The 23,885-nt window shown below is 55.8% G+C and carries 38 protein-coding genes and 1 pseudogene; 5 read left to right on the plus strand and 34 right to left on the minus strand.

All coding sequences use genetic code 11. From position 1 onward, the window contains the following. Positions 1–288 precede the first annotated feature (288 nt). Positions 289–375 (plus strand): annotated as a pseudogene (locus ACB040_RS10965) (gamma carbonic anhydrase family protein); the annotation flags it as partial. Positions 376–656: 281 nt separating this feature from the next. Here ACB040_RS10965 and rplQ read toward each other — a convergent pair. From rplQ to rpsJ, 28 genes are all read right to left on the minus strand, one after another. Continuing rightward, on the minus strand, positions 657–1,040 hold the full coding sequence (rplQ, locus tag ACB040_RS10970; RefSeq protein WP_005307999.1) for a 50S ribosomal protein L17: 384 nt from the start codon (positions 1,038–1,040) through the stop codon (positions 657–659). Between the two features lie 43 nt (positions 1,041–1,083). Further along, positions 1,084–2,073, minus strand: coding sequence for a DNA-directed RNA polymerase subunit alpha (gene rpoA / locus ACB040_RS10975; RefSeq protein ID WP_005307997.1), 990 nt, complete (start codon positions 2,071–2,073; stop codon positions 1,084–1,086). A 25-nt stretch (positions 2,074–2,098) separates the two neighbouring features. Further along, positions 2,099–2,719 carry a 30S ribosomal protein S4 gene (rpsD, locus tag ACB040_RS10980; RefSeq protein ID WP_005340600.1) on the minus strand — a complete coding sequence of 207 codons (621 nt, stop codon included), beginning with the start codon at positions 2,717–2,719 and terminating at the stop codon, positions 2,099–2,101. 39 nt (positions 2,720–2,758) lie between these two features. Beyond that, positions 2,759–3,148: a 30S ribosomal protein S11 gene (gene rpsK / locus ACB040_RS10985; protein WP_005307993.1), complete on the minus strand. Its 390-nt coding sequence runs from the start codon at positions 3,146–3,148 to the stop codon at positions 2,759–2,761. A gap of 14 nt (positions 3,149–3,162) precedes the next feature. Continuing rightward, positions 3,163–3,519, minus strand: coding sequence for a 30S ribosomal protein S13 (gene rpsM / locus ACB040_RS10990; protein WP_005307991.1), 357 nt, complete (start codon positions 3,517–3,519; stop codon positions 3,163–3,165). 139 nt (positions 3,520–3,658) lie between these two features. Beyond that, positions 3,659–3,772, minus strand: a complete 114-nt coding sequence (gene rpmJ / locus ACB040_RS10995; RefSeq protein ID WP_005319705.1) for a 50S ribosomal protein L36 — start codon at positions 3,770–3,772, stop codon at positions 3,659–3,661. 27 nt (positions 3,773–3,799) lie between these two features. After that, entirely contained in the window at positions 3,800–5,128 is a 1,329-nt protein-coding gene (secY, locus tag ACB040_RS11000) for a preprotein translocase subunit SecY (RefSeq protein WP_005340602.1), read from the minus strand. An 8-nt stretch (positions 5,129–5,136) separates the two neighbouring features. Next, a complete protein-coding gene (gene rplO, locus ACB040_RS11005) occupies positions 5,137–5,574 on the minus strand; it encodes a 50S ribosomal protein L15 (RefSeq protein ID WP_005340604.1) in 438 nt (145 codons plus the stop codon). A gap of 2 nt (positions 5,575–5,576) precedes the next feature. Further along, positions 5,577–5,756, minus strand: a complete 180-nt coding sequence (rpmD, locus tag ACB040_RS11010) for a 50S ribosomal protein L30 (RefSeq protein ID WP_005307985.1) — start codon at positions 5,754–5,756, stop codon at positions 5,577–5,579. Positions 5,757–5,762: 6 nt separating this feature from the next. Continuing rightward, positions 5,763–6,263: a 30S ribosomal protein S5 gene (rpsE, locus tag ACB040_RS11015; RefSeq protein ID WP_005340605.1), complete on the minus strand. Its 501-nt coding sequence runs from the start codon at positions 6,261–6,263 to the stop codon at positions 5,763–5,765. Between the two features lie 14 nt (positions 6,264–6,277). Then, on the minus strand, positions 6,278–6,631 hold the full coding sequence (rplR, locus tag ACB040_RS11020) for a 50S ribosomal protein L18 (RefSeq protein ID WP_005340606.1): 354 nt from the start codon (positions 6,629–6,631) through the stop codon (positions 6,278–6,280). 9 nt (positions 6,632–6,640) lie between these two features. Beyond that, positions 6,641–7,174: a 50S ribosomal protein L6 gene (gene rplF, locus ACB040_RS11025; protein WP_005340607.1), complete on the minus strand. Its 534-nt coding sequence runs from the start codon at positions 7,172–7,174 to the stop codon at positions 6,641–6,643. 13 nt (positions 7,175–7,187) lie between these two features. Beyond that, positions 7,188–7,580, minus strand: a complete 393-nt coding sequence (rpsH, locus tag ACB040_RS11030) for a 30S ribosomal protein S8 (protein WP_005307980.1) — start codon at positions 7,578–7,580, stop codon at positions 7,188–7,190. Between the two features lie 21 nt (positions 7,581–7,601). After that, complete coding sequence (gene rpsN, locus ACB040_RS11035; RefSeq protein WP_005340609.1) at positions 7,602–7,907, minus strand: 30S ribosomal protein S14; 306 nt, start codon at positions 7,905–7,907, stop codon at positions 7,602–7,604. A gap of 10 nt (positions 7,908–7,917) precedes the next feature. Beyond that, complete coding sequence (gene rplE, locus ACB040_RS11040) at positions 7,918–8,457, minus strand: 50S ribosomal protein L5 (RefSeq protein WP_005331162.1); 540 nt, start codon at positions 8,455–8,457, stop codon at positions 7,918–7,920. A gap of 13 nt (positions 8,458–8,470) precedes the next feature. Continuing rightward, complete coding sequence (gene rplX, locus ACB040_RS11045; protein WP_005307977.1) at positions 8,471–8,788, minus strand: 50S ribosomal protein L24; 318 nt, start codon at positions 8,786–8,788, stop codon at positions 8,471–8,473. A gap of 11 nt (positions 8,789–8,799) precedes the next feature. Beyond that, positions 8,800–9,168: a 50S ribosomal protein L14 gene (rplN, locus tag ACB040_RS11050; protein WP_005307975.1), complete on the minus strand. Its 369-nt coding sequence runs from the start codon at positions 9,166–9,168 to the stop codon at positions 8,800–8,802. Between the two features lie 147 nt (positions 9,169–9,315). Next, complete coding sequence (gene rpsQ / locus ACB040_RS11055; RefSeq protein ID WP_005307966.1) at positions 9,316–9,564, minus strand: 30S ribosomal protein S17; 249 nt, start codon at positions 9,562–9,564, stop codon at positions 9,316–9,318. Further along, entirely contained in the window at positions 9,564–9,755 is a 192-nt protein-coding gene (gene rpmC / locus ACB040_RS11060; RefSeq protein ID WP_005307965.1) for a 50S ribosomal protein L29, read from the minus strand. The genes rpsQ and rpmC overlap by 1 nt, the downstream gene beginning before the upstream one ends. Continuing rightward, complete coding sequence (gene rplP, locus ACB040_RS11065; RefSeq protein WP_005340612.1) at positions 9,755–10,168, minus strand: 50S ribosomal protein L16; 414 nt, start codon at positions 10,166–10,168, stop codon at positions 9,755–9,757. Before rplP ends, rpmC begins: the two co-directional genes overlap by 1 nt. 13 nt (positions 10,169–10,181) lie before the next feature. Beyond that, entirely contained in the window at positions 10,182–10,895 is a 714-nt protein-coding gene (gene rpsC, locus ACB040_RS11070) for a 30S ribosomal protein S3 (protein WP_005307962.1), read from the minus strand. 3 nt (positions 10,896–10,898) lie between these two features. Beyond that, the gene (rplV, locus tag ACB040_RS11075) at positions 10,899–11,243 is read right to left on the minus strand and encodes a 50S ribosomal protein L22 (RefSeq protein ID WP_005319741.1); all 345 of its coding nucleotides are present in this window, start codon (positions 11,241–11,243) and stop codon (positions 10,899–10,901) included. A gap of 10 nt (positions 11,244–11,253) precedes the next feature. Beyond that, positions 11,254–11,532: a 30S ribosomal protein S19 gene (rpsS, locus tag ACB040_RS11080; RefSeq protein WP_005307960.1), complete on the minus strand. Its 279-nt coding sequence runs from the start codon at positions 11,530–11,532 to the stop codon at positions 11,254–11,256. A gap of 22 nt (positions 11,533–11,554) precedes the next feature. After that, positions 11,555–12,376 (minus strand): 50S ribosomal protein L2, encoded by an 822-nt coding sequence (rplB, locus tag ACB040_RS11085; protein WP_005340614.1) that lies wholly within the window; start codon positions 12,374–12,376, stop codon positions 11,555–11,557. Between the two features lie 15 nt (positions 12,377–12,391). After that, positions 12,392–12,694, minus strand: a complete 303-nt coding sequence (gene rplW / locus ACB040_RS11090) for a 50S ribosomal protein L23 (protein WP_005307955.1) — start codon at positions 12,692–12,694, stop codon at positions 12,392–12,394. Beyond that, positions 12,691–13,296: a 50S ribosomal protein L4 gene (gene rplD / locus ACB040_RS11095; RefSeq protein WP_005340616.1), complete on the minus strand. Its 606-nt coding sequence runs from the start codon at positions 13,294–13,296 to the stop codon at positions 12,691–12,693. The genes rplW and rplD overlap by 4 nt, the downstream gene beginning before the upstream one ends. 17 nt (positions 13,297–13,313) lie before the next feature. After that, positions 13,314–13,946, minus strand: coding sequence for a 50S ribosomal protein L3 (gene rplC / locus ACB040_RS11100; RefSeq protein WP_005340620.1), 633 nt, complete (start codon positions 13,944–13,946; stop codon positions 13,314–13,316). Between the two features lie 22 nt (positions 13,947–13,968). After that, the gene (rpsJ, locus tag ACB040_RS11105; RefSeq protein ID WP_005307944.1) at positions 13,969–14,280 is read right to left on the minus strand and encodes a 30S ribosomal protein S10; all 312 of its coding nucleotides are present in this window, start codon (positions 14,278–14,280) and stop codon (positions 13,969–13,971) included. Positions 14,281–14,636: 356 nt separating this feature from the next. On the opposite strand from rpsJ, the gene ACB040_RS11110 reads away from it, so the two are divergent. Further along, positions 14,637–15,551: a DMT family transporter gene (locus ACB040_RS11110; RefSeq protein ID WP_338773369.1), complete on the plus strand. Its 915-nt coding sequence runs from the start codon at positions 14,637–14,639 to the stop codon at positions 15,549–15,551. Positions 15,552–15,588: 37 nt separating this feature from the next. Here ACB040_RS11110 and envZ read toward each other — a convergent pair whose 3' ends face one another. After that, on the minus strand, positions 15,589–16,899 hold the full coding sequence (envZ, locus tag ACB040_RS11115) for a two-component system sensor histidine kinase EnvZ (protein ID WP_338773368.1): 1,311 nt from the start codon (positions 16,897–16,899) through the stop codon (positions 15,589–15,591). Further along, positions 16,896–17,618 carry a two-component system response regulator OmpR gene (gene ompR, locus ACB040_RS11120; RefSeq protein ID WP_005340625.1) on the minus strand — a complete coding sequence of 241 codons (723 nt, stop codon included), beginning with the start codon at positions 17,616–17,618 and terminating at the stop codon, positions 16,896–16,898. The genes envZ and ompR overlap by 4 nt, the downstream gene beginning before the upstream one ends. A 249-nt stretch (positions 17,619–17,867) precedes the next feature. Here ompR and greB point away from each other — a divergent pair, with 249 nt between their 5' ends. After that, a complete protein-coding gene (gene greB, locus ACB040_RS11125) occupies positions 17,868–18,341 on the plus strand; it encodes a transcription elongation factor GreB (protein ID WP_042081654.1) in 474 nt (157 codons plus the stop codon). Between the two features lie 191 nt (positions 18,342–18,532). Next, positions 18,533–20,842 carry a Tex family protein gene (locus ACB040_RS11130; protein ID WP_338773366.1) on the plus strand — a complete coding sequence of 770 codons (2,310 nt, stop codon included), beginning with the start codon at positions 18,533–18,535 and terminating at the stop codon, positions 20,840–20,842. A gap of 70 nt (positions 20,843–20,912) precedes the next feature. On the opposite strand, the gene ACB040_RS11135 is transcribed toward ACB040_RS11130, so the two are convergent. The 4 genes from ACB040_RS11135 to bioH all read right to left on the minus strand — a co-directional run bounded on the left by ACB040_RS11135 (position 20,913) and on the right by bioH (position 23,115). Then, on the minus strand, positions 20,913–21,191 hold the full coding sequence (locus ACB040_RS11135) for a hypothetical protein (protein WP_005355353.1): 279 nt from the start codon (positions 21,189–21,191) through the stop codon (positions 20,913–20,915). Positions 21,192–21,276: 85 nt separating this feature from the next. Further along, positions 21,277–22,044, minus strand: a complete 768-nt coding sequence (locus ACB040_RS11140; RefSeq protein WP_279476717.1) for a putative metalloprotease CJM1_0395 family protein — start codon at positions 22,042–22,044, stop codon at positions 21,277–21,279. A 1-nt stretch (position 22,045) separates the two neighbouring features. Continuing rightward, positions 22,046–22,279, minus strand: coding sequence for a flagellar basal body rod C-terminal domain-containing protein (locus ACB040_RS11145; RefSeq protein WP_005340632.1), 234 nt, complete (start codon positions 22,277–22,279; stop codon positions 22,046–22,048). A 71-nt stretch (positions 22,280–22,350) separates the two neighbouring features. Next, entirely contained in the window at positions 22,351–23,115 is a 765-nt protein-coding gene (bioH, locus tag ACB040_RS11150; protein WP_101530382.1) for a pimeloyl-ACP methyl ester esterase BioH, read from the minus strand. 38 nt (positions 23,116–23,153) lie between these two features. On the opposite strand from bioH, the gene ACB040_RS11155 reads away from it, so the two are divergent. After that, entirely contained in the window at positions 23,154–23,882 is a 729-nt protein-coding gene (locus ACB040_RS11155; protein ID WP_139742951.1) for a ComF family protein, read from the plus strand. Positions 23,883–23,885: the final 3 nt, after the last annotated feature.

Consider the following 23,885-nt stretch of genomic DNA (forward strand, 5'->3'; position numbering starts at 1 on the left):
ATTCAAATTGTTAAAGAGCGACGCAACAGTGTGTTGCTGCGGGAGTGGAATTCTACTCAACCGCCTTCTCGAGTCAAGCCTTATTTTCAAAGGCTTTTCGAGGTTATCGACTTGGCTTTCTGCGTTGCCGCTTGCCCTGTCGATGGAGGCGCATTATAGGGAACAGATTCTTTCTGGCAACCCCTTATCTGCAATAAAATTGCAAAAAACTGCTCTTTTTTAGTTATTCATATCCAACCACAGCTTTTATACAAACTTATCCACAGAAACCGGTTCAGGATTGCTAGAATGGCCGGAAACAAGGAGGCCAAGATGGACTTGCGACTGAGACCCTATAGGGGAACACGCCCGCAACTGGGCAAACGGGTGTATGTAGGGCGATATCAAGCTGGCTGACAATGCTCACGCCAAGTGAGCCAACTATTCACCGTTCAGCAGGGCTTGGGAACAGCGCTTACTTCTATAGAAGAATAAGAGGTGAATGATGAGTTGAGGCAGTTGAGGCAGTTGAGGCAGTTGAGGCAGTTGAGGCAGTTGAGGCAGTTGAGGCAGTTGAGGCAGTTGAGGCAGTTGAGGCAGTTGAGGCAGTTGAGGCAGTTGAGGCAGTATCAGAATTCATTAAAAGAAAAGCCGGGACAAGCCCGGCTTTTTCTTTATCACTCAGCAGCTGCTTCAGCAGCGGCCGGGCGGTCTACCAGCTCAATATAAGCCATAGGGGCGTTGTCGCCTGCACGGAAACCGCATTTCAGAATGCGAGTATAACCGCCGGCGCGCTCCAGGTAGCGCGGGCCCAGTTCATTGAACAGCTTAGCCACGATCGCGTTATCGCGAGTACGGGCAAATGCCAAGCGACGATTAGCAACGCTATCAGTCTTGGCAAGGGTGATCAGCGGTTCAACTACACGACGCAGCTCTTTTGCCTTAGGCAGAGTCGTCTTGATGATCTCATGACGAACCAGGGAGCTGGCCATGTTGCGGAACATTGCCTGACGATGGCTGCTGTTCCGGTTCAGTTGACGACCACTCAAACGATGGCGCATGACCTTATCCTTCTAACTAAATCTGTGAAACCCGTAATCTGGATTACTCGTCAGCGATGCTGGCGGGCGGCCAGTTCTCAAGGCGCATGCCAAGAGACAGACCACGGGAGGCCAACACGTCCTTGATCTCAGTCAGGGACTTCTTACCGAGGTTAGGAGTCTTAAGCAACTCAACTTCGGTACGCTGTACCAGATCACCAATATAGTGGATAGCTTCTGCCTTCAGACAGTTCGCAGAACGAACTGTCAGCTCCAAATCATCGACAGGACGTAGCAGAATCGGATCAAACTCGGGTTTCTCTTCTTTCTTCTCGGGCACGCTGACATCGCGCAGATCCACGAAGGCTTCCAGTTGCTCGGCCAAGATAGTGGCAGAACGACGGATGGCTTCTTCAGGATCCAGGGTACCATTGGTCTCCATGTCGATGACCAGCTTGTCCAAGTCGGTACGCTGTTCCACACGTGCTGCCTCAACATTGTAGGCAATACGAACGATGGGGCTGAACGCGGAGTCCAGCAGCAGGCGACCAATAGGGCGCTCTTCGTCATCGTTGTGAACACGAGCAGAAGCAGGCACATAACCACGACCACGCTGAACTTTCAGGCGCATGCTGATTTCAGCATTGGCACCAGTCAGATGGCAGATTACGTGCTCCGGGTTTACGATCTCGACTTCATCACCGTGAGTGATATCACCAGCGGTAACGGGGCCTGTTCCAGACTTGGTCAGGGACAGAGTTACCTCGTCCTTGCCTTCCAGCTTCACAGCGATACCTTTCAGGTTGAGCAGGATTTCAAGAATGTCTTCCTGTACACCTTCTTTGCTGCTGTACTCATGCAGTACCCCGTCAATTTCGACTTCAGTAACTGCACAACCGGGCATAGATGACAGCAAAATACGACGCAGGGCGTTGCCCAGCGTGTGACCAAAGCCACGCTCGAGTGGCTCAAGAGTCACTTTCGCATGAGTCGGGCTAACTTGCTCGATGTCAACTAGCCGCGGTTTAAGAAAATCTGTTACAGAACCCAGCATTGTGTCCTCTCTTTAGAAGCTAGCTTTACTTGGAGTAAAGCTCGACGATCAGCTGTTCGTTAATGTCGGCAGACAGGTCGGAACGCTCTGGCAGACGCTTGAAAGCACCTTCCATTTTAGCGGCGTCAACCTCTACCCAAGTCGGCTTCTCACGCTGACCAGCAACTTCCAGGGAAGCTTTGATACGCGCTTGCTTCTTAGCCTTCTCACGAACGCAGATCACGTCCTCAGGGGAAACCTGGAAAGAAGGAATGTTCACAACGCGACCGTTTACCATGATGGCCTTGTGGCTCACCAGCTGACGAGATTCAGCACGGGTAGCGCCGAAGCCCATACGGTAAACAACGTTGTCCAAACGACCTTCCAGCAGCTGCAACAGGTTTTCACCGGTGTTACCCTTTTGACGGGCAGCGTCGCGGTAGTAGTTGCGGAACTGTTTTTCCAATACGCCGTAGATACGACGAACTTTTTGTTTCTCGCGCAGCTGAACACCGTAGTCGGACAGACGCGCTTTACGCGCACCGTGCTGACCAGGGGCGGTGTCAATCTTGCACTTAGAATCAATCGCACGAACACCTGACTTCAGGAAGAGGTCGGTGCCCTCACGACGGCTAAGCTTAAGCTTAGGACCGATATATCTTGCCATCTTCTTTCTCCAACAATCCTAGACCAAGTAGCTACAGCGTTATACGCGGCGCTTCTTGGGAGGACGACAACCGTTGTGCGGGATCGGAGTCACATCAGTAATGTTAGTGATGCGGAAACCAGCCGCGTTCAGGGCGCGGATGGAAGACTCACGACCGGGACCCGGACCTTTGACCATGACTTCCAGGTTCTTGACGCCATATTCTTTGGCCATCTCACCAGCGCGCTCGGCAGCTACCTGAGCAGCGAACGGGGTGGACTTACGAGAACCACGGAAACCGGAACCACCAGAAGTAGCCCAAGACAGAGCATTGCCCTGACGGTCAGTAATGGTCACGATTGTGTTGTTGAAAGATGCATGAACGTGCGCAATACCGTCGCTCACTTGCTTTTTAACGCGCTTGCGAGCACGAGTCGGAGTTTTAGCCATTTTCTACCTTCCCGTTACTTCTTGATAGCCTTGCGCGGACCCTTACGGGTACGAGCGTTGGTCTTGGTACGTTGACCACGAACAGGCAGGCTACGACGGTGACGCAAACCACGGTAGCAACCCAGATCCATCAATCGCTTGATGTTCATGGAAATCTGACGACGCAGGTCACCTTCAACGGTGAATTTACCTACTTGTTCACGCAGACTCTCGATCTGAGCTTCGTCCAGGTCTTTAATTTTCACATTCTCAGCGATACCGGCTGCGGCACAGATGGCCTTGGAGCGGGTACGACCGACGCCATAAATAGCAGTCAAAGCGATGACTGCATGCTTATGGTCAGGAATGTTAATGCCAGCGATACGGGCCACTATTCACTCCTACATATAGTAGATTACGACCACCACAAAGCCCGTGAGCGGATACGTGGCGGTCAACCAATACACAACAAAAGTTGGCTGGCTATATTAGCCAGCACAACTATTTGTTGCAAGTACTAACCGTAAAAAATTAGCCTTGGCGCTGTTTATGCTTTGGCTCGCTGCAAATCACACGCACCACACCGTGACGCTTGATGATTTTGCAGTTACGGCAGATTGCCTTAACGGAAGCACGAACTTTCATTGCTTAACTCCGTAACTACGCCGACCTTTAGCGGCCGTAGCCCTTCAGGTTGGCCTTCCTCAGGACGTCGCCATATTGATGAGACATCATATGGGTTTGTACCTGAGCCATGAAGTCCATGATAACTACCACAATAATCAGCAGCGAAGTGCCACCGAAGTAGAACTGTACGTTCCAGGCAGTCATCAAGAACTGGGGTACCAGACAGATAAAGGTTATATAGAGCGCACCTGCCAATGTCAGGCGAGTCATAACCTTATCGATGTAACGTGCTGTCTGCTCGCCCGGGCGAATCCCCGGGATAAAGGCTCCACTCTTCTTCAGATTATCTGCTGTCTCGCGGGGGTTGAACACCAGCGCGGTATAGAAGAAGCAGAAGAAGATAATGGCTGCTGCATACAGCATTTCGTAAAGCGGTTGACCCGGCTGCAGGACCATAGAGACCTGTTGCAGGATATCAGCTACTTTACCCTCGCCCTGACCAAACCAAGAGGTAATGGTCCCCGGGAAGAGGATGATACTGGATGCGAAAATCGCAGGAATCACACCAGCCATATTCACTTTCAACGGCAGGTGTGTGCTTTGCGCGGCAAATACCTGGCGGCCTTGTTGACGCTTGGCATAGTTAACGACGATACGACGCTGACCACGCTCCACGAACACCACAAAGTAAGTCACTGCGAAAACAATCAAGCCCAGCAACAACAACAGCAGGATGTGCAATTCCCCTTGACGTGCCTGTTCGGCCGTAGCGCCAATGGCATGCGGCAGACCAGCAACGATACCTGTGAAAATAATCAACGAGATACCATTACCAATCCCACGCTCGGTAATCTGCTCACCCAACCACATCAAAAACATGGTACCGGTGACCAGACTCACAACCGCTGTAAAATAGAAGCCCAGACCCGGATTAGTCACGAGTCCATGCATCATATTCGGCAGACCGGTTGCAATACCAATGGCCTGGAAAGTTCCCAAAACCAGCGTGCCCCAACGGGTATATTGGCTAATCTTGCGACGGCCGGATTCACCTTCTTTCTTGAGTTCAGCAAGAGCGGGGTGAACCACTGTCAGCAGCTGGATAATGATCGATGCCGAAATGTACGGCATGATCCCCAACGCAAGAATAGAAGCACGCGAGAGTGCACCACCACTGAACATGTTGAACATCTCAATGATGGTGCCCTTCTGTTGCTGGAACAACTCGGCCAGTACGGCGGCGTCAATACCAGGAATCGGCACATAAGAGCCTGCACGGAAAACGATAATCGCCCCGAGAACGAAGAGCAGACGGCTCTTCAGTTCACTCAGACCACCCTGTGCTTTAACATCCAATCCTGGTTTCTTAGCCATTGTACTGATTATTCCTCGATTTTACCGCCAGCGGCCTCGATGGCTGCGCGTGCACCTTTGGTGACGGACAGACCACGAACGGTCACAGCACGGTCAATGTTGCCTGACAGAACAACTTTAGCGAACACGATGTTCTTAGTAACAACACCGGCTTGCTTCAGAGTGCTCAGGTCGACCACATCACCTTCTACCAGGGCGATTTCGTTCAGACGCACTTCGGCAGAAACCAAAGATTTGCGAGAGAAGAAACCGAACTTCGGCAGACGGATTTTCAAAGGCATCTGGCCACCTTCGAAACCGTTGCGAACTTTGCCGCCACCGGAACGAGAGGTTTGGCCTTTAACACCACGACCACCAGTCTTGCCCAGGCCGGAGCCGATACCACGACCACGACGTTGTTTTTCAGGCTTGGAACCAGCGGCCGGAGACAGAGTGTTCAGACGCATGCTTAGCCCTCCACCTTAACCATGTAATAAACCTGGTTGATCATGCCGCGTACGCAAGGAGTATCTTCCAGCTCAACGGTGTGACCAATGCGACGCAGACCCAGACCACGCAGAGTCGCCTTGTGCTTTGGCAGACGGCCGATAGAGCTGCGAGTTTGAGTTACTTTTACAGTGTTAGCCATGTCGCATTACCCCAGAATTTCTTCAACGCGCAGACCACGCTTGGCAGCGATCTGTTCCGGTGATTGACCGTGAACCAGAGCGTCTACAGTAGCGCGAACAACGTTGATTGGGTTGGTGGAACCGTAGGTCTTGGCCAGCACGTTGTGGATACCGGCAACTTCCAGAACAGCACGCATAGCGCCGCCTGCAATGATACCAGTACCTTGGGAGGCCGGCTTCATGAACACGGTGGAGCCAGAGTGAACACCACGCACCGGGTGGTGCAGAGTGCCGTTGTTCAGCTCAACCTTGTTCAGGTTACGCTTAGCCTGTTCCATTGCTTTTTGAATAGCAGCCGGAACTTCACGGGCTTTACCGTAACCGTAACCTACACGGCCGTTACCATCACCCACCACGGTCAACGCGGTGAAGGACATGATACGACCACCTTTAACAGTTTTCGAAACACGGTTTACTGCAATGAGCTTTTCTTGCAGTTCGCCGGCTTGAGATTCGACTTTAGCCATCTTCGACTCCTAGCTTAGAACTGAAGACCAGCGTCACGTGCGGCAGCTGCCAGGGCAGCGATGCGACCGTGATACTTGAAACCGGAACGATCGAAAGATACGTTCTGAACGCCTTTGGCAATAGCACGCTCAGCGATAGCCTTACCTACAGCGGTAGCAGCATCTGCGTTACCGGTGTATTTCAGAGCTTCACTGATGGCTTTCTCTACTGTGGAAGCAGAGGCCAGAACTTCGGAACCGTTGGCTGCAATAACCTGCGCATAGATATGACGCGGGGTACGGTGAACAACCAGACGGGTAGCTCCCAGTTCCTGCATCTTTTTCCGAGCACGAGTAGCACGACGGAGACGAGCTGCTTTCTTGTCCATAGTGTTACCTTACTTCTTCTTAGCTTCTTTAGTACGCACTTGCTCGTTGGCATAGCGTACACCCTTGCCCTTGTAGGGCTCCGGAGCGCGGTAAGCACGGATATCGGCGGCGACTTGGCCAACCAGCTGCTTGTCGACGCCACGCAGAACGATTTCTGTAGCAGTCGGGCACTCAGCGGTCACACCAGCCGGCAGCGCATGCTCTACCGGGTGAGAGAAGCCCAGAGCCAGCGCAACAGCATTGCCCTTGATGGAGGCTTTATAACCTACACCAACCAGCTGCAGCTTGCGCTCGAAGCCTTGGGTAACACCGATTACCATGTTGTTGACCAATGCACGGGCAGTACCGGCCTGAGCGTCAGCACCAGCGATGCTGCCGCGCGGGGCGAACTTCAGTACATTGTCTTCTTTGGTCACTTCTACACCGGCGTGAATAGAGCGAACCAGAGAACCTTTACCACCTTTGATGGTCAGTTCCTGGCCGTTCAGAGTCACCTCTACGCCAGCAGGAATAGTGACGGGTGCCTTAGCAACACGAGACATTTCCTACCTCCTATTAAGCGACGTAGCAGATGATCTCACCGCCCATGCTTGCTTTGCGAGCAGCACGGTCAGTCATCACACCTTTAGACGTGGACACGATAGCAACACCGAGACCGCCCATAACTTTCGGCAGATCAGTAGTGCGCTTGTAAATACGCAGGCCTGGACGGCTTACGCGTTGGATCAGTTCTACAACTGGCTTGCCCTGGAAATATTTCAGTTCAATTTCCAGTTCCGGCTTCACGTCACCAGCTACGGAGTAGCCAGCGATGTAACCTTCTTCTTTCAGCACTTTGGCGATAGCCACTTTCAGCTTGGAAGAAGGCATGGAAACCGCAACTTTGCTCGCCGCCTGACCGTTACGGATGCGGGTCAGCATATCCGCGATCGGATCTTGCATGCTCATAAGTCTAACTCCCGAGATTCGTTACCAAGAAGCCTTCTTCAGGCCCGGAATTTCGCCCTTCATGGCATGCTCACGCACCTTGATGCGAGACAGGCCAAACTTGCGCAGGAAACCGTGCGGACGACCAGTAATATTGCAACGGTTACGCTGGCGGGACGGACTGGAATCACGGGGCAGCTGTTGCAGTTGCAGTACAGCATCCCAACGCGCTTCTTCAGAAGCGTTCATGTCAACGATGATAGCTTTCAGCTCGGCACGCTTGGTCGCGTACTTGGCTACCAGCTTGGCACGCTTTGCTTCGCGCGCTTTCATGGATGTTTTAGCCATAACCCTAACCTTACTTGCGGAATGGGAAGTTAAAGGCAGCCAGCAGAGCACGGCCTTCTTCATCGGTATTCGCGGAAGTGGTGATGGTGATATCCAGACCACGGACGCGATCGACTTTGTCATAGTCGATTTCCGGGAAGATGATCTGCTCACGCACGCCCATGGAGTAGTTACCACGACCGTCGAACGCTTTAGCGTTCAGGCCACGGAAGTCACGGATACGCGGTACGGAGATGCAGATCAGCCGTTCCAGGAACTCCCACATACGCTCGCCACGCAGGGTTACTTTACAACCTATCGGGTAGCCTTCACGAATCTTGAAGCCCGCAACAGATTTGCGAGCTTTGGTGATCAGCGGCTTCTGACCGGAAATGGCAGCCATATCGGCAGCAGCATTTTCCAGCAACTTCTTGTCAGAGATCGCTTCACCAACACCCATGTTCAGGGTGATTTTCTCGATCCGAGGGACTTGCATGATAGTCTTGTAACCGAACTGCTTGGACAGTTCATTTACTACATCGGATTTGTAGTAATCATGCAGTTTCGCCATCGTTAAACTCCAATTACTTCACAAGTTCGCCGGTGGATTTGAAGAAACGGACTTTTTTGCCGTCTTCAATCCGGAAACCAACGCGGTCAGCTTTGCCAGTGGCAGAGTTGAACAGCGCTACGTTTGATACATCGATGGGGGCTTCTTTGGTGACGATACCGCCAGCCTGACCCAGTGCGGGTACCGGCTTCTGGTGTTTCTTCACCTGGTTGATGCCTTCCACGATTACCTTACCTTTTGCAATCAGGACTTGAGTGACTTTGCCACGCTTGCCCTTGTCTTTGCCGGTAAGAACAATCACTTCGTCTTCGCGACGGATTTTAGCTGCCATCGTTCGACTCCTTACAGTACTTCGGGTGCCAGGGACACAATCTTCATGAACTTCTCATTACGCAGTTCACGGGTCACCGGGCCAAAAATACGAGTACCGATTGGCTGTTGGTTGTTGTTAAGCAACACAGCCGCATTGTTGTCGAAACGGATGACAGAGCCGTCCGGACGACGAACGCCTTTACGGGTGCGTACGACCACCGCGTTATACACATCACCTTTCTTCACTTTACCGCGAGGAATGGCTTCCTTGATGGAAACCTTGATGATGTCGCCGATGCCGGCGTAACGGCGGTGCGAGCCACCCAGAACCTTAATACACATTACACTGCGAGCGCCGGAGTTGTCGGCAACACCCAGCATACTTTGCATCTGGATCATCTTAGTGCTCCGCTTTGTTTACTTCTTATCCCTAATGGGATCTGGCTGCCTTCAAAAGGCGCGAAACTATAACACAGGATTTTCAGAAAAGGTAGCCTAAAAAACAAACGGCCCCTGAAAGGGGCCGCTTGGACTACAAAGTACCGATTAGGCCTTTTCTACAACGGCAACCAGGGTCCAGGACTTGGTCTTGGACAGCGGGCGGCATTCGCGGATTTCCACGAGGTCGCCAGCTTTGCACTCGTTGTTTTCGTCATGCACGTGCAGCTTGGTAGTGCGCTTGATGATCTTACCGTAGATCGGGTGCTTTACCTTGCGCTCGATAGCAACAGTGATGGACTTGTCCATCTTGTCGCTGATTACACGACCTTGCAGAGTACGGATCTTGTCAGTCATTACGCACCTGCCTTCTCAGTCAGTACAGTCTTGATACGTGCGACGTCACGACGCACTTGTTTCAGAGTGTGAGTCTGAGCCAGCTGGCCGGTGGACGCTTGCATGCGCATGTTGAATTGCTCGCGCAGCAGGCCCAGCAGCTCCTGGTTCAGTTCTTCGACGCTCTTTTGACGCAGATCTTGGGCTTTCATCACATCACCGTCTTAATTACGAAAGTGGTCTGAACAGACAGCTTAGCTGCGGCCAGGGCAAACGCTTCACGCGCCAGAGCCTCAGGTACACCGTCCATCTCGTACAGAACCTTGCCAGGCTGGATCGGGCAAACCCAGTATTCCACGTTACCCTTACCTTTACCCATACGAACTTCGAGGGGCTTTTCGGTGATGGGCTTGTCCGGGAACACACGGATCCAGATCTTACCTTGACGCTTAACGTGACGGGTCATGGCACGACGGGCTGCTTCGATTTGACGAGCAGTCAGTTGACCACGGGATGTCGCCTTCAGGCCAAAGGTACCGAAGGATACTTCGTTACCAGAGGTGGCCAGACCGCGGTTACGACCCTTGTGGGTCTTGCGGAATTTAGTACGCTTAGGTTGCAACATTTACCGAATCTCCTTACTTAGCAGCGCGGCGCTTGTTGTCACGCTTGGGCTTTGCAGGAGCTTGCTCTTGAGCAGCGGCAGCGTTAACAGCAGCCAGACCGCCCAGAACTTCGCCCTTGAAGATCCAAACTTTAACGCCGATCACACCGTAAGTGGTGTGGGCTTCAGAAGTTGCGTAGTCGATGTCGGCACGCAGGGTGTGCAACGGCACACGACCTTCACGGTACCATTCGGTACGCGCGATTTCAGCGCCGCCCAGACGACCGGAAACTTCCACTTTGATGCCCTTGGCACCCAGGCGCATTGCGTTCTGTACGGCGCGCTTCATAGCACGACGGAACATTACACGACGCTCCAGCTGGGAAGTGATGCTGTCGGCAACCAGTTTGCCATCCAGCTCCGGCTTGCGGACTTCGGAAATGTTGATCTGAGCAGGCACGCCAGCAATAGTGGCTACAGCTTTGCGCAGCTTCTCAACGTCTTCGCCTTTCTTACCGATTACAACACCCGGACGAGCGGTGTGAATGGTCACACGGATGCTCTTGGCCGGACGCTCAATGGTGATCTTGGACAAGGACGCGTTTTTCAGTTCCTTGGTCAGGAACTGGCGTACTTGAAAATCGCTGTACAGGTTGTCAGCGAAGTCTTTGGTGTTCGCGAACCAGGTAGAATTCCAAGGCTTGGTAATACCCAGGCGAATGCCATTAGGATGTACTTTCTGACCCATTGCTTATCTCCCAGCCTTAGCGTCGGATACCACTACAGTGATGTGAGCGGTACGCTTGAGGATACGATCCGCACGACCTTTGGCACGCGGACGGATGCGCTTCATGGAGGGACCTTCGTCGACCATGATAGTAGCAACACGCAGCGCGTCGATATCGGCGCCTTCGTTGTGCTCAGCGTTTGCAATGGCAGATTCCAGCACTTTCTTAACCAGCACTGCAGCCTTTTTCGGGCTGAAGGTCAGGATATTCAGAGCCTTGTCTACGGACAGACCACGTACTTGATCGGCTACCAGACGAGCTTTCTGGGCAGAAGTACGGGCATAACGGTGTTTAGCGATAGCTTCCATCATTTATCCCTTAGCGCTTCTTAGCCTTCTTATCAGCAGCATGGCCGCGATAAGTACGAGTCGGTGCGAATTCACCCAGTTTGTGACCGATCATTTCTTCGGTAACGAAAACCGGAACGTGCTGACGACCATTATGGACAGCGATGGTCAAACCGATCATGTTCGGGATGATCATTGAACGACGGGACCAGGTTTTAACCGGCTTTTTATCCCCGCTTTCCACCGCTTTCTCTACCTTCTTCAGCAAGTGCAGGTCAATAAATGGACCCTTCTTGAGAGAACGTGGCATGGTGATTCCTCTATGTTAACAATTACTTGTTACGACGACGTACGATGTACTTGTCGGTACGCTTGTTCTTACGGGTCTTGAAGCCTTTAGCCTTCTGGCCCCATGGGGACACAGGCTGCATGCCCTTGTTACGACCCTCACCACCACCGTGCGGGTGGTCAACCGGGTTCATCGCCATACCGCGAACGGTCGGACGAATACCACGCCAGCGGTTTGCACCGGCTTTACCCAGTTGACGCAACATGTGCTCGGAGTTACCGACTTCACCGATGGTAGCGCGGCACTCGGCCAGAACTTTACGTACTTCGCCGGAACGCAGACGCAGAGTTACATAGTTACCTTCACGAGCCAGGATCTGGATGAAAGTACCAGCGGAACGAGCCAGCTGGGCACCTTTACCAGGCTTCATCTCTACAGCGTGAACGGTAGAACCAACCGGGATGTTGCGCATCGGCAGGGCGTTACCTACCTTGATGGCTGCATCAGCACCAGAAGCGATCGCGTCACCAGCTTTCAGGCCTTTCGGAGCCAGGATGTAACGACGCTCACCGTCTGCATACAACACCAGAGCGATGTTAGCGGTACGGTTCGGATCGTATTCCAGGCGCTCTACTTTAGCCGGGATACCGTCTTTGTCGCGCTTGAAGTCGACGATACGGTAGTGCTGCTTGTGACCACCACCGATATGACGGGTAGTGATACGGCCGTTGTTGTTACGACCACCGGACTTGCTTTTGCTGTCCAGCAGAGCGGCGAAGGGCTTGCCCTTGTACAGCTCTTGATTGACGATCTTGACGACGTGGCGGCGGCCCGGAGAAGTAGGCTTGCACTTAACGATTGCCATTTTTGAGAACTCCTCTTACTCGGCTGCGCCCATGAAGTCGATGTCCTGACCAGCTTTCAGGGTCACATAAGCCTTTTTCCAATCGGAACGACGGCCTACGCGTGCACCTGCGCGCTTGGTCTTACCCTTCATGTTCAGGGTACGGACGGTCTCAACTTCGACCTCGAACAGTTTCGCAACTGCAGCTTTGACTTCCGCCTTGGTAGCATCAACAGCAACTTTGAACACGATAGTGTTCTGCTTTTCTGCAACCATGGTGCTCTTTTCAGAGATGTGCGGAGCCTTCAGAACTTTCAGCAGACGCTCTTCACGGATCATGCCAGCATCTCCTCGATTTGCTTAACTGCGTCAGCAGTCATCAGAACCTTGTCGAAAGCGATCAGGCTGACCGGGTCGATACCGGCAACGTCACGCACGTCAACTTTGTACAGGTTGCGAGCAGCCAGGAACAGGTTCTCATCGACTTCAGCAGTCACGATCAGAACATCAGTCAGTTCCATTTCTTTCAGCTTGGCGATCAGTTCTTTGGTCTTCGGAGCTTCGATGCCGAACTTCTCAACAACGATCAGGCGCTCTTGACGTACCAGCTCGGACAGAATGCTACGGATAGCGCCGCGGTACATCTTCTTGTTTACTTTCTGGCTGTGATCTTGCGGCTTAGCAGCAAAAGTCACACCACCGGAACGCCAGATGGGCGAACGGATGGAGCCAGCACGGGCACGACCAGTACCCTTCTGACGCCACGGCTTTTTGCCGCCACCAGACACTTCAGAGCGAGTCAGCTGCGCACGAGTACCCTGACGGGCACCAGCGGCATATGCAACGACGACCTGGTGAACCAGAGCTTCGTTGAATTCGCGCCCGAAGGTAGTCTCGGAAACTTCAAGAGCGCTCTTGGCGTCTTTCATTACCAATTCCATTACTATCTCCTCAGACGTTACGCTTTGACGGCAGGTTTGACGATCACGTTGCCGTTGGTTGCACCCGGTACTGCACCTTTGATGAGCAGCAGGTTGCGTTCAGCGTCAACACGAACCAGTTCCAGGTTCTGAGTCGTTACACGCTCAGCACCCATGTGACCAGCCATCTTTTTGCCCTTGAATACACGACCCGGAGTCTGGTTCTGACCGATAGAACCCGGAACGCGGTGAGACAAGGAGTTACCGTGGGTCATATCCTGGGTGCGGAAGTTGTGGCGCTTAACAGTACCAGCAAAGCCCTTACCTTTGGATGTGCCGGTAACGTCTACCAGCTTAACGTCAGCGAGAAGATCTACTTTCAGCTCGCTACCAACAGTGAAAGTTTCACCGTTGTTCAGGCGGAATTCCCACAGACCGCGACCGGCTTCTACACCAGCTTTGGCGAAGTGGCCAGCTTCCGGCTTGGTCACACGGCTGGCTTTCTTGGCGCCAGTGGTAACCTGAATAGCGTTGTAGCCGTCGGTTTCTACAGATTTGACCTGAGTTACACGGTTAGCTTCAACTTCGATAACAGTCACCGGGATAGAAACGCCATCTTCAGTGAAGATGCGAGTCATACCCACTTTGCGACCTACAAGACCGATTGTCATTGTTATCAACCTCTTTCCGTAATTAACCCAGGCTGATCTGGACGTCTACACCAGCTGCCAGATCCAGACGCATCAGGGCGTCTACGGTCTTGTCAGTCGGCTCAACGATGTCTACCAGACGCTTGTGAGTGCGGATCTCGTACTGATCACGCGCATCTTTGTTGACGTGCGGGGAGATCAGGACGGTGAAGCGCTCTTTGCGAGTCGGCAGCGGAATAGGACCGCGAACCTGCGCGCCAGTGCGCTTAGCAGTTTCAACGATTTCCGCAGTGGATTGATCAATCAGGCGATGATCAAAAGCCTTCAGGCGGATACGGATTCTTTGGTTCTGCATTGACAGAGCTCCAATAGATAAAAGAACATAAATCAACACCGCCCGACCGAGATCTCTCCCGCCAGAGGTGTGATTTTTCACGTTTCCCCCCATATCGGGAGGACTGTATGGCTGGCTCCTGTAAACAGGAAACTCAGCAGCAGACATATCGTCTGGCTTACCTCATGGGTAAGCGGAGGGGATTATACGGATTTTTCAAATTTGCGCAAGGGAGAGCGAACAGATTATGCGCAGTTTTATGTGACAGATGGATCTCGCCTGCGGCAACACACTCTGCTGCCGACACCAAGGTAACGACAATGTTACAAGCAGACTGGTAGACTGTGCGCTTGCCTCTGTCAGTGGAACGAGATCCCATGCTCAAAGATCAAAAGAAAGCCTATCAGTATGGCCTTTGCGCCGTTGCCCTCTGGTCGACGGTCGCCACAGCCTTCAAGATCTCCCTCGCCTATTTCGAACCTGTGCAACTGTTGCTTGTGGCCGCCTTCACCTCGACTCTCACGCTGACAGCCGTCGTCGCCAAACAGGGCAAACTGCCGCTGCTGGGGAACTACATCAAGGCCCGCCCTTTCTACTACCTGACTCTGGGCGTGCTGAACCCCTTTCTCTATTACCTGTTGCTATTCAAGGCCTATGACCTGTTGCCTGCCCAGCAGGCACAGACCCTCAACTACACCTGGGCCATTACCCTCAGTCTGCTGGCCGTCCCCTTCCTCGGCCAGAAGCTGCGTCGGCGTGATGGCGTCGCTATCGTGCTGGGGTATTTTGGCGCGCTGGTGATCGCCACCAGAGGGGATGTATTCGGCCTCCAGTTCGACAGCCCCCTCGGCGTGACGATGGCGCTGGTCTCGACCCTCATCTGGGCCAGCTACTGGATCCTCAACACCCGCAATCAGGGGGATCCCATCGTCAGCCTGTTGCTTGGCTTTATGATCAGCCTGCCTTTTATCGTTGTGGCGACCTGGTTGCTCTCCGATTTTGCCATGACCGCCTGGCAGGGATGGGCTGGTGCCATCTATGTGGGACTGTTCGAAATGGGTTTCGGTTTCGTGCTCTGGCTGATGGCGCTGCGCCATGCCACCAACACGGCCCCCATCAGCAACCTCATTTTCATCTCGCCGTTTGCCTCACTGGTGCTGCTCAACCTGTTGATCGGCGAAGCCATCCATCCGGCCACCCCCATCGGGTTGGCGCTCATCGTTGCCGCCCTGCTGATCCAGCAGCTCAAGTACGGCAAACGCTATCGTGCATCAGTCGAAACCAAGAGCTGACCATGCAGAAGGGCGTATCCACGGATACGCCCTTCTCTCAATCCATCCACTCCTGTGGCTGATGTTTCGGCAGCCGCATCTCGACCAACAAGCCGCCGAGATCCGAGCTTCCCAACCGGATAGTGCCGTGGTGCTGGGCGACTATCTTGGCCACGATAGCCAACCCCAAGCCACTGCCGCCAACGGTCCGCGCCACATTACCCTGAGTAAACGGCTTGAGCACCCGGGAGTAGTCCTGCTCCGGAATGCCGGGGCCATCATCGGAAAGGCGCAGGCGCACCCAGTGCCCGTCGTCCTTCAACTCGGCATGCAACCGGCTCGCCCCATAACGCAGTGAGTTGCTTGAGAGGTTGTTCAACACCCGCCGGATGCTGACCGGATTGCAGGCCACCCGCACCGCCTCTTGCGGCAGCGCCAGATCAACTTCCAATCCCTGCTCCGAGTAGATCAGCAAGGTATCGTGCACCAGCTGGGTCAGGTCGATCGGCTCCAGATCCTGGCCTTCATCCGGGCGGATGTAATCGATGAACTGATCGATGATGGCATTGGACTCATCGATGTCGGCGTTGATGCTCTCCTTGAGGTACTCGTCACCGGAGGACATCATCTCGGTCGCCAGCCGGATGCGGGTCAGCGGGGTACGCAGATCGTGGGAAACCCCCGCCATCATCAAGTTACGCTCTTCGATCAGGCTCTTGATGGAGTGCGACATATGGTTGAAGGTGCGTGTCAGTCGCCGCACTTCCCGTGATCCCAGCTCCCCCAGCGCCTCGGGGAAATGGCCCCTGGCAACAGCAACGGCACCAGCCTCGAGATCCTCGAGCGGGCGCACCAGCTGCCGGGCAAAGCGCCAGGCCGCAAATAGGGTGATCACCAACAGCACGCTCAGATAGATGATGAGGGGTTCGATATCGTCATCTTCAATCTCGGTCAGCGGGATCCGCACCCAGATTTTGCTGGCCTGCGGCGGCTGGATCCAGATGATGTAGTGATCCTGGATCTCGACCCGCACCTTGGCCGGGCCACCCAGCTCGCGACTGATGTTCTCCTCCAGATAGGGGTATGGCTTGGCATCGTTGAAGCCATGTTGCACCGCCTCGCTCTGGGTATAGATATCGGTACCGGTCGTCACATAGACCAGCGCCTCGGCATCTTCGCTCAGCGCCAGTTGTTCCGTGTTGACCGGAAAGATCAGCTTGACCTGATTGGCCAGCAAGTGACTGATCTGCTTGACGGTTGGCGCCAGCAGATAGTTATAGAAGGTGACGTAGGAGACTGCTTGATAGACCACCAGAACGGCAGCCAGAAACCAGAGCATGCGCGAGAACATGCTGCCGACCTTTTTCATGCACCGTCACCATCTGGCACGAACACATACCCCAGACCCCAGACGGTCTGCAGGTAGCGGGGCTGGGCCGGATCCTGTTCCAGCAGGCGGCGCAGGCGAGAGACCTGCACGTCGATGCTGCGCTCGGTGGCGGTGTATTCGCGGCCACGGGCCAGATTCATCAGCTTGTCGCGGGAGAGCGGCTCGCGCGGATGGCTGACCAGTACTTTCAGCACCGCAAATTCACCGCTGGTGAGCGCCATCGGCTCACCATCCCGGCTCAGCTCGCGGGTCGCCAGATTGAGCTGGAAGGCACCGAAGTTGACCACCTTCTCTGCAGCAGAGGGTGCCCCCGGCAGCTCGACGGTATGGCGGCGCAGCACGGCACGGATCCGCGCCAGCAGTTCGCGGGGGTTGAACGGTTTGGGCAGATAGTCATCAGCCCCCATCTCGAGCCCGACGATGCGATCCACTTCATCCCCCTTGGCGGTGAGCATCAGCACCGGGATCTGGTTGCCCGCTTCCCGCAGACGGCGGCAGATGGAGAGTCCATCCTCCCCCGGCAACATCAGGTCGAGCACCATCAGGCTGAAGTTTTCACGAGTCAGCAAGCGATCGGCCTGCTCGCCATTAGCTACGCCGCGCACTACGAATCCCTGCTCGGTGAGATAGCGCTCCAACAGGGAACGTAATTTCAGGTCATCGTCCACGACCAGGACCTTGTATTGCTGCTGACTCATTGCTTTGCCTCTTCATTCTTTAGCTGCCCCCAATACTAGGGGGGGATATAGCGGGAACAAAGCACAAATATGTTACCGGTTATTACCCGTCCCGAGAGCGTGACGGCCATCAAGTCACTGCGCTGGCCAGCGACTCCCTGAACGGCGCCAGCCGAACCATCACGATTTCCCTCGACAGCAAGAGGACAAAAGCTAATATTCCCGAGCAGTTAGCGATGAATACCCCTCTTTGACCAGGTCCGCATCACCATGAAGACAAAGCTGATCACCCGCGAAGGCTACAACAAGCTGAAAGAAGAGCTCGATTTCCTCTGGCGCCAGGAGCGCCCCGAGGTCACCAAGAAGGTGGCATGGGCCGCCAGCCTGGGGGATCGCAGCGAAAATGCTGACTACCAGTACAACAAGAAGCGGCTGCGGGAGATCGATCGGCGGGTGCGCTACCTGCGCAAATGCCTCGAAGAGCTGGGGATCGTCGACTATGCCCCCGCGCAGGAGGGCAAGGTCTTCTTCGGTGCCTGGGTCGAGGTGGAAAACGATGAGGGCGAGACCAAGCGCTTTCGCATCGTCGGCTATGACGAGATCTTCGAGCGCAAGGATTACATCTCCATCGACTCCCCCATGGCCCGCGCTCTGCTCAAGAAAGAGGTCGGTGATGAGGCCATCGTCCGTACGCCAGTTGGTGACGTCTGCTGGTATATCAACGAGATCAGCTACCCCAAATAGCCGGACTGCTTGCCACAAGCACATCCTGAGTCACAGGTGCAATGGCAAGATAAACGCCCTCCCCTGCGACTTTATCAGTCTGACTGGTGCAGACCCCGGCGCAGGGTGGCATCCCGCAACACGACCCCATATAGTGCTCACACTTGGCGCCTGATGGCGCGGACTCGACCACAGAGGTCCTCAACAACATCATGATGCAAACCATAGAGAGACAGATTGCCGGTGAGCTCCATGCTCGCCCGGAGCAGGTGCAGGCCGCAGTGCGCCTGCTGGATGAAGGCTCGACCGTGCCCTTTATCGCCCGTTACCGTAAAGAGGTGACCGGCGGTCTGGACGACAGCCAACTGCGTACCCTGGAGAGCCGCCTCGGCTATCTGCGTGAACTGGAAGATCGCCGTCAGGTGATCATTCGCTCCATCGAAGAGCAGGGCAAGCTGACCCCCGAGCTGATGCGCGAATTGAATGGCGCCGACAGCAAGACCCGACTGGAAGACCTCTACCTCCCCTACAAGCCCAAACGCCGCACCAAGGGGCAGATGGCGATCGAAGCCGGGTTGGAGCCGCTGGCCAACCTGCTGCTCAGCGACCCGATGCAGGATCCCGAGCAAGCGGCTGCCGCCTTCCTCAATCCCGAACAGGGCATTGCCGACAGCAAAGCGGCTCTCGATGGCGCCCGCTATATCCTGATGGAGCGCTTCGCCGAGCAGGCCGACCTGCTGGAGAAGCTGCGCGACTACCTGTGGCAGAACGCCACCCTGCGCGCCCGCGTGGTGGCAGGCAAGGAGCAGGAAGGGGCCAAGTTCAAGGACTATTTCGAACACGACGAACCACTGCACAAGGCCCCCTCACACCGGGTGCTGGCCATGCTGCGCGGCCGCAATGAGGGGATCCTCAATCTGGCGCTGGTCACCGGTGACGATGAGAGTGCCAGCCCCTGCGAAGGGATCATTGCCCACCACCTCAAGCTCAATCTGCAGAACCGCCCGGCCGACAAATGGCTGCAAGGGGTAGTGAGCTGGACCTGGAAGATCAAGTTGTCGCTTCAGATGGAGACAGAGCTGATCGGCCGCATCCGCGAGTCGGCAGAGGAGGAGGCGATCAAGGTGTTCGCCATGAACCTCAAGGATCTGCTGATGGCGGCCCCGGCGGGCATGCGCTGCACCATGGGGCTGGATCCGGGCATCCGCACCGGGGTCAAGGTTGCCGTGGTGGATGCCACCGGCAAACTGGTCGATCACGCAACCATCTATCCGTTCGAACCAAAACGCCAGATTGATCAGAGCCTCAAGACCCTGAGCGAGCTGTGCCAGAAACACAAGGTCGAGCTCATCAGCATCGGCAACGGTACCGCTTCGCGGGAGACCGACCGCCTGGTCAGCGACCTGTTCGAGCGCTACCCCGCCGCCAAGGCGCAGAAGATAGTGGTGAGCGAAGCGGGAGCCTCGGTCTACTCCGCCTCCGAACTCGCCTCCCAGGAGTTCCCGGATCTCGACGTCTCGATCCGTGGCGCCGTCTCCATCGCCCGCCGCCTGCAAGACCCGTTGGCCGAACTGGTCAAAATCGACCCCAAGAGTATCGGGGTGGGCCAGTATCAGCACGACGTCGGCCAGAGCCAGCTGGCCCGCCGGCTGGATGCGGTGGTCGAGGATTGCGTGAACGCGGTCGGGGTCGATGTGAACACCGCCTCGGTCGCCCTGCTCAACCGGGTTTCCGGCCTCTCCCAGACGTTGGCCCAGAACATCGTCGCCTACCGGGATGAGCACGGCGCATTCAAGAGCCGTCAGCAGTTGCTGAAAGTGAGCCGACTCGGCCCCAAAGCCTTCGAACAGTGCGCCGGCTTCCTGCGCATTCGCGGCGGCAGCAATCCCCTCGACAGCTCGGCAGTGCACCCGGAGTCCTATCCGGTCGTGGAGCGGATCCTCGCCAAGCTGGAGCAGACCGTGGAGAGCCTGCTCGGCAACAGCAGCCTGCTGCGCAGCCTGAAACCGGCCGATTACACCGATGAGCAATTCGGCGTGCCCACCATCACCGACATCATCGGCGAGCTGGACAAGCCGGGCCGCGACCCGCGCCCCGAGTTCAAAACCGCTACCTTCAAGGAAGGGGTGGAGCAGATCAGCGACCTGGTGCCAGAGATGGTACTGGAAGGGGTGGTCACCAACGTCACCAACTTCGGCGCCTTCGTCGATATCGGTGTTCATCAGGACGGTCTGGTGCACATCTCCTCCCTGACCGACCGTTTCGTCAAGGATCCCCGTGAGGTGGTCAAGGCGGGCGACATTGTGCGGGTCAAGGTGCTGGAAGTGGACGCCCCGCGCAAGCGGATCAGTCTGACCATGCGTCTCGACGAAAAGGCAGGGCAACCCGCCCGCAAGCCGGCTGAAGCGCGCAACAGCAGTGCTGGCAACACCAAACCAAGAAATGAGCCGCGGCAAAGCCCCCCTATGGGTGGTGCCATGGGCAACGCCTTCGCGGCAGCGCTCTCCAAAGCGAAAAAGTAGCGAAACCTTCCAGAAGTCCTCTGAATGCAAAAAGCCCCACAAGGGGCTTTTTTACACGCGAAGCTCAGGATCACTGCGTCAGGGCAGCAAGTATGCTCTCGGGCTCTCCATGCTGGGCCAGCACCTCCCGCAGTCGGTTGAATGCCTTGCAGGCCTCTTGCGGATACTTGCCGTAAGAGACGACGCCGGTGTGGCTCCAGCCAGCCGCCAGCATCACTTTCTTCTTGAAACTGGTTCCTTCAGTTCCCCCTCCTCCGAGCTGCATCAGAAACTGCTCCATCTGCAGGTGGGGGGGCGGTACACGGGAGAAGGTGGTGAAATCTTCCGCTTTGACTTCATCGAAATGCATGACAGCTCCTGTGAAATTGGAATGGGCCTGATCTTCAGGTTAGTTGCAAAACAGGCAAAGGAGCTGAAAGTTTGGCGAGGGTGATTCAGATATGCAGACTGAGGGACTGGGTAGAGGCCGGGCTGACAGCCTGTTGATAGTGGCCCGCGATGACGCTGTTGCGCTTGTCCATATAGGCACTCAGCACACCGCCCGATTTCGCGCTCTGCTCGGCCATCAGCTCTTTGCGCGCCTTGGCTTCACTCGCGGCAGCGCTGCGCGCGACGGCCAAATCCTGCGCAGAAGGCTCGGCAGGCGCCAGCGCTGCAGAGCGGATCTGCTGCATCTTGGCGATGGTAGCGGCAGGGTCACCGGGTACGACACTGGTATCGATCTGGACTTCGCCACCTGTCGCATAACGCTTGCCATCCGGCCCTTGCGTAAACTGATAGGTGGGCGAGCTGGCGTACTCTCCACCCGCAGACTGGTGCGCCTGCTCGTGAGTACGCACCTCCTTGTCACGCTCGACAAGATCCTGAACCTGCTGCTCTTGCCGCTGTTGCTGCTCCTGCTGTTTGGGGTCTTGCTGCTTGCGCTGCCCATCCTCGCCGGTGGCCTCGACAAAGCGATTGTCTGGCAGTGTCGTCGGGGCTAATTGCCCGGTTTCACGGCTGTTCTGGGAGGTCTGATTGCTGGAGGCCTGACCGGCTTTGGATTTCTCTTTCTGGGAGCCGACTTCAGATTCGGCAACGGAGGCTTGGCCCGCACGGGCCTGCGGGATCAGTTCTGCCCGGCGATTATCCGTCCTCGCCGCTTCCACCTGGGGTTGCAGCTGTGTCGGGATAAGGGGGGGCAGACTGACATTGATGTTCATCTCACACCCGGATGTCGATCAGGGTTCCCATCATATCGCTGGCGGTCTGCACTACCTTGGCTGAAGCGCCAGCCTGCTGCTCGGCCACCTTGAGATTGACAAGCTCATCGGTCACTTGCACCTGATCCCCGCTGGGGGTGTTGAGGCGGGCGATCTGATTGGATGCCTTGTCGGCAATCTGCTCGGCTCGCTGAAATCCCTGTACCCCGCTGTTGAAAGCAGAATCAATACGCATGGTGTTACTCCTCTGGTCACAGTTTAATTATCCGCCAGACCAGAGGATTAATGAAGCTTGCAGGCTGTTTTTTAGCCAACAAAATCTCGAACGATTTCAATGAATTCGTCAGGGTGGGAGATAAAAGGTGCGTGTGAAGCCTTATTGAGGGTCACGCTGCGGCTGGCAGGGTAGAGATCATCCAGCAGGGGAATGGCCGCTTTGGGCACCAATGAATCCAGTCGGCCATAGATCCGCAACCAGGGCAGGTCCAGCTCCCGCAGCGGTTCGCGCAGGTCAATCTCGGCCAACAGCGTCAGTCCGGCCTCGAGTGCGGCAAACTGGGGCGCCGGGCGCTCGGCCAGCCAGTGGCGCAACTGACGGATATCGTCCCGGGCATGTTCACTGCCCATGGCCTGGATCGCCAGAAAACGCTCTATGGTCTGGCGAAAATCCCCCGCCAGCATCTGGTTGAAGCCGGTCAGTACCTTGGGGGCGATCCCCGGCCACTCATCACGGGCCATGAAACAGGGGGAGCTGGCTACGGTGATCAGGGAGTGCAACCGATCGGGATGCGTCAGCGCCAACTGGCTTGCCACCAGACCGCCGAGCGACCAGCCAAGCAGATGACACTTCTGCGGCAAGATGGCGGCCACCTGCTCGGCAAGCCAGGGCAGGCTGTAATCCACTTGGTCTGCCAGCGGGCTGTTGCCAAAACCGGGCAAATCCACCAGATGAACCCTGTAGTGGCGCGCCAATTGCTGGGCAATACCATGCCAGACCGCGCCGTTCATCCCCCAACCGTGCAACAGCACCAGATCGGGCCCCTGGCCAAACTGCTCTACCGATATGCTCATCTAGACTCAAGATCCCTGTTCATGCTCTTGGGGTCAGCATGTTAAAGCGACTGCTCGCTAAAGCAAGCCCGCTGCTCGGCAACCACCGCGACTGGCAAGGGAGTTGCCTGCTCTGCCATCAGCCTTGCGACAACGAGCCCCTGCTCTGCAGCTGGTGTCGGCAGGCGCTGCACCAGTCACAGCCGAGATGCCACCTCTGCGCCGCACCGCTGGCTGACTATATAGAAGAGAACATACCGGTCTGTGGTCGCTGCCAGCGCAGACCTCCCCCCTGGGAGCGGTTGCAGGTAATTGGCGACTACCAAATCCCCTACCCCATGCTGATCCCCCGGCTCAAATATTCCGGCCAGATCCTGCTGGCGCCGCTACTGGCACGCCTCTTGGCCGATCATCTGGATAGCCGCGAGCCGCCGGAGGCGATCATTCCGGTTCCCCTGCACTGGTGGCGGCAGTGGCGGCGTGGGTTCAATCAGGCGGAGGAGATCGCACAAGCCCTTGGCGAGTTCACCGACATTCCCTGCGACAACACCCTGTTGCAGCGCATCAAGGCGACCCCGCAACAAACAACCCTGAGCGCCGGGCAGCGGCGGCGCAATCTGCGCGGGGCATTCCGGATCCGTCCCCACCACTATCGCCATGTCGCCCTGCTCGATGACGTCGTGACCACAGGCGCCACCGCCGGTCAGCTCAGCCGTCTGCTCCATGAGAGCGGCATCACAAAGGTGGAAGTGTGGGCAATCTGTCGTACCCTGCGGCACAGCAAGTAGCCA

The organism is Aeromonas sp. S11(2024), assembly GCF_041402345.1.
GTDB lineage: Bacteria > Pseudomonadota > Gammaproteobacteria > Enterobacterales > Aeromonadaceae > Aeromonas > Aeromonas veronii.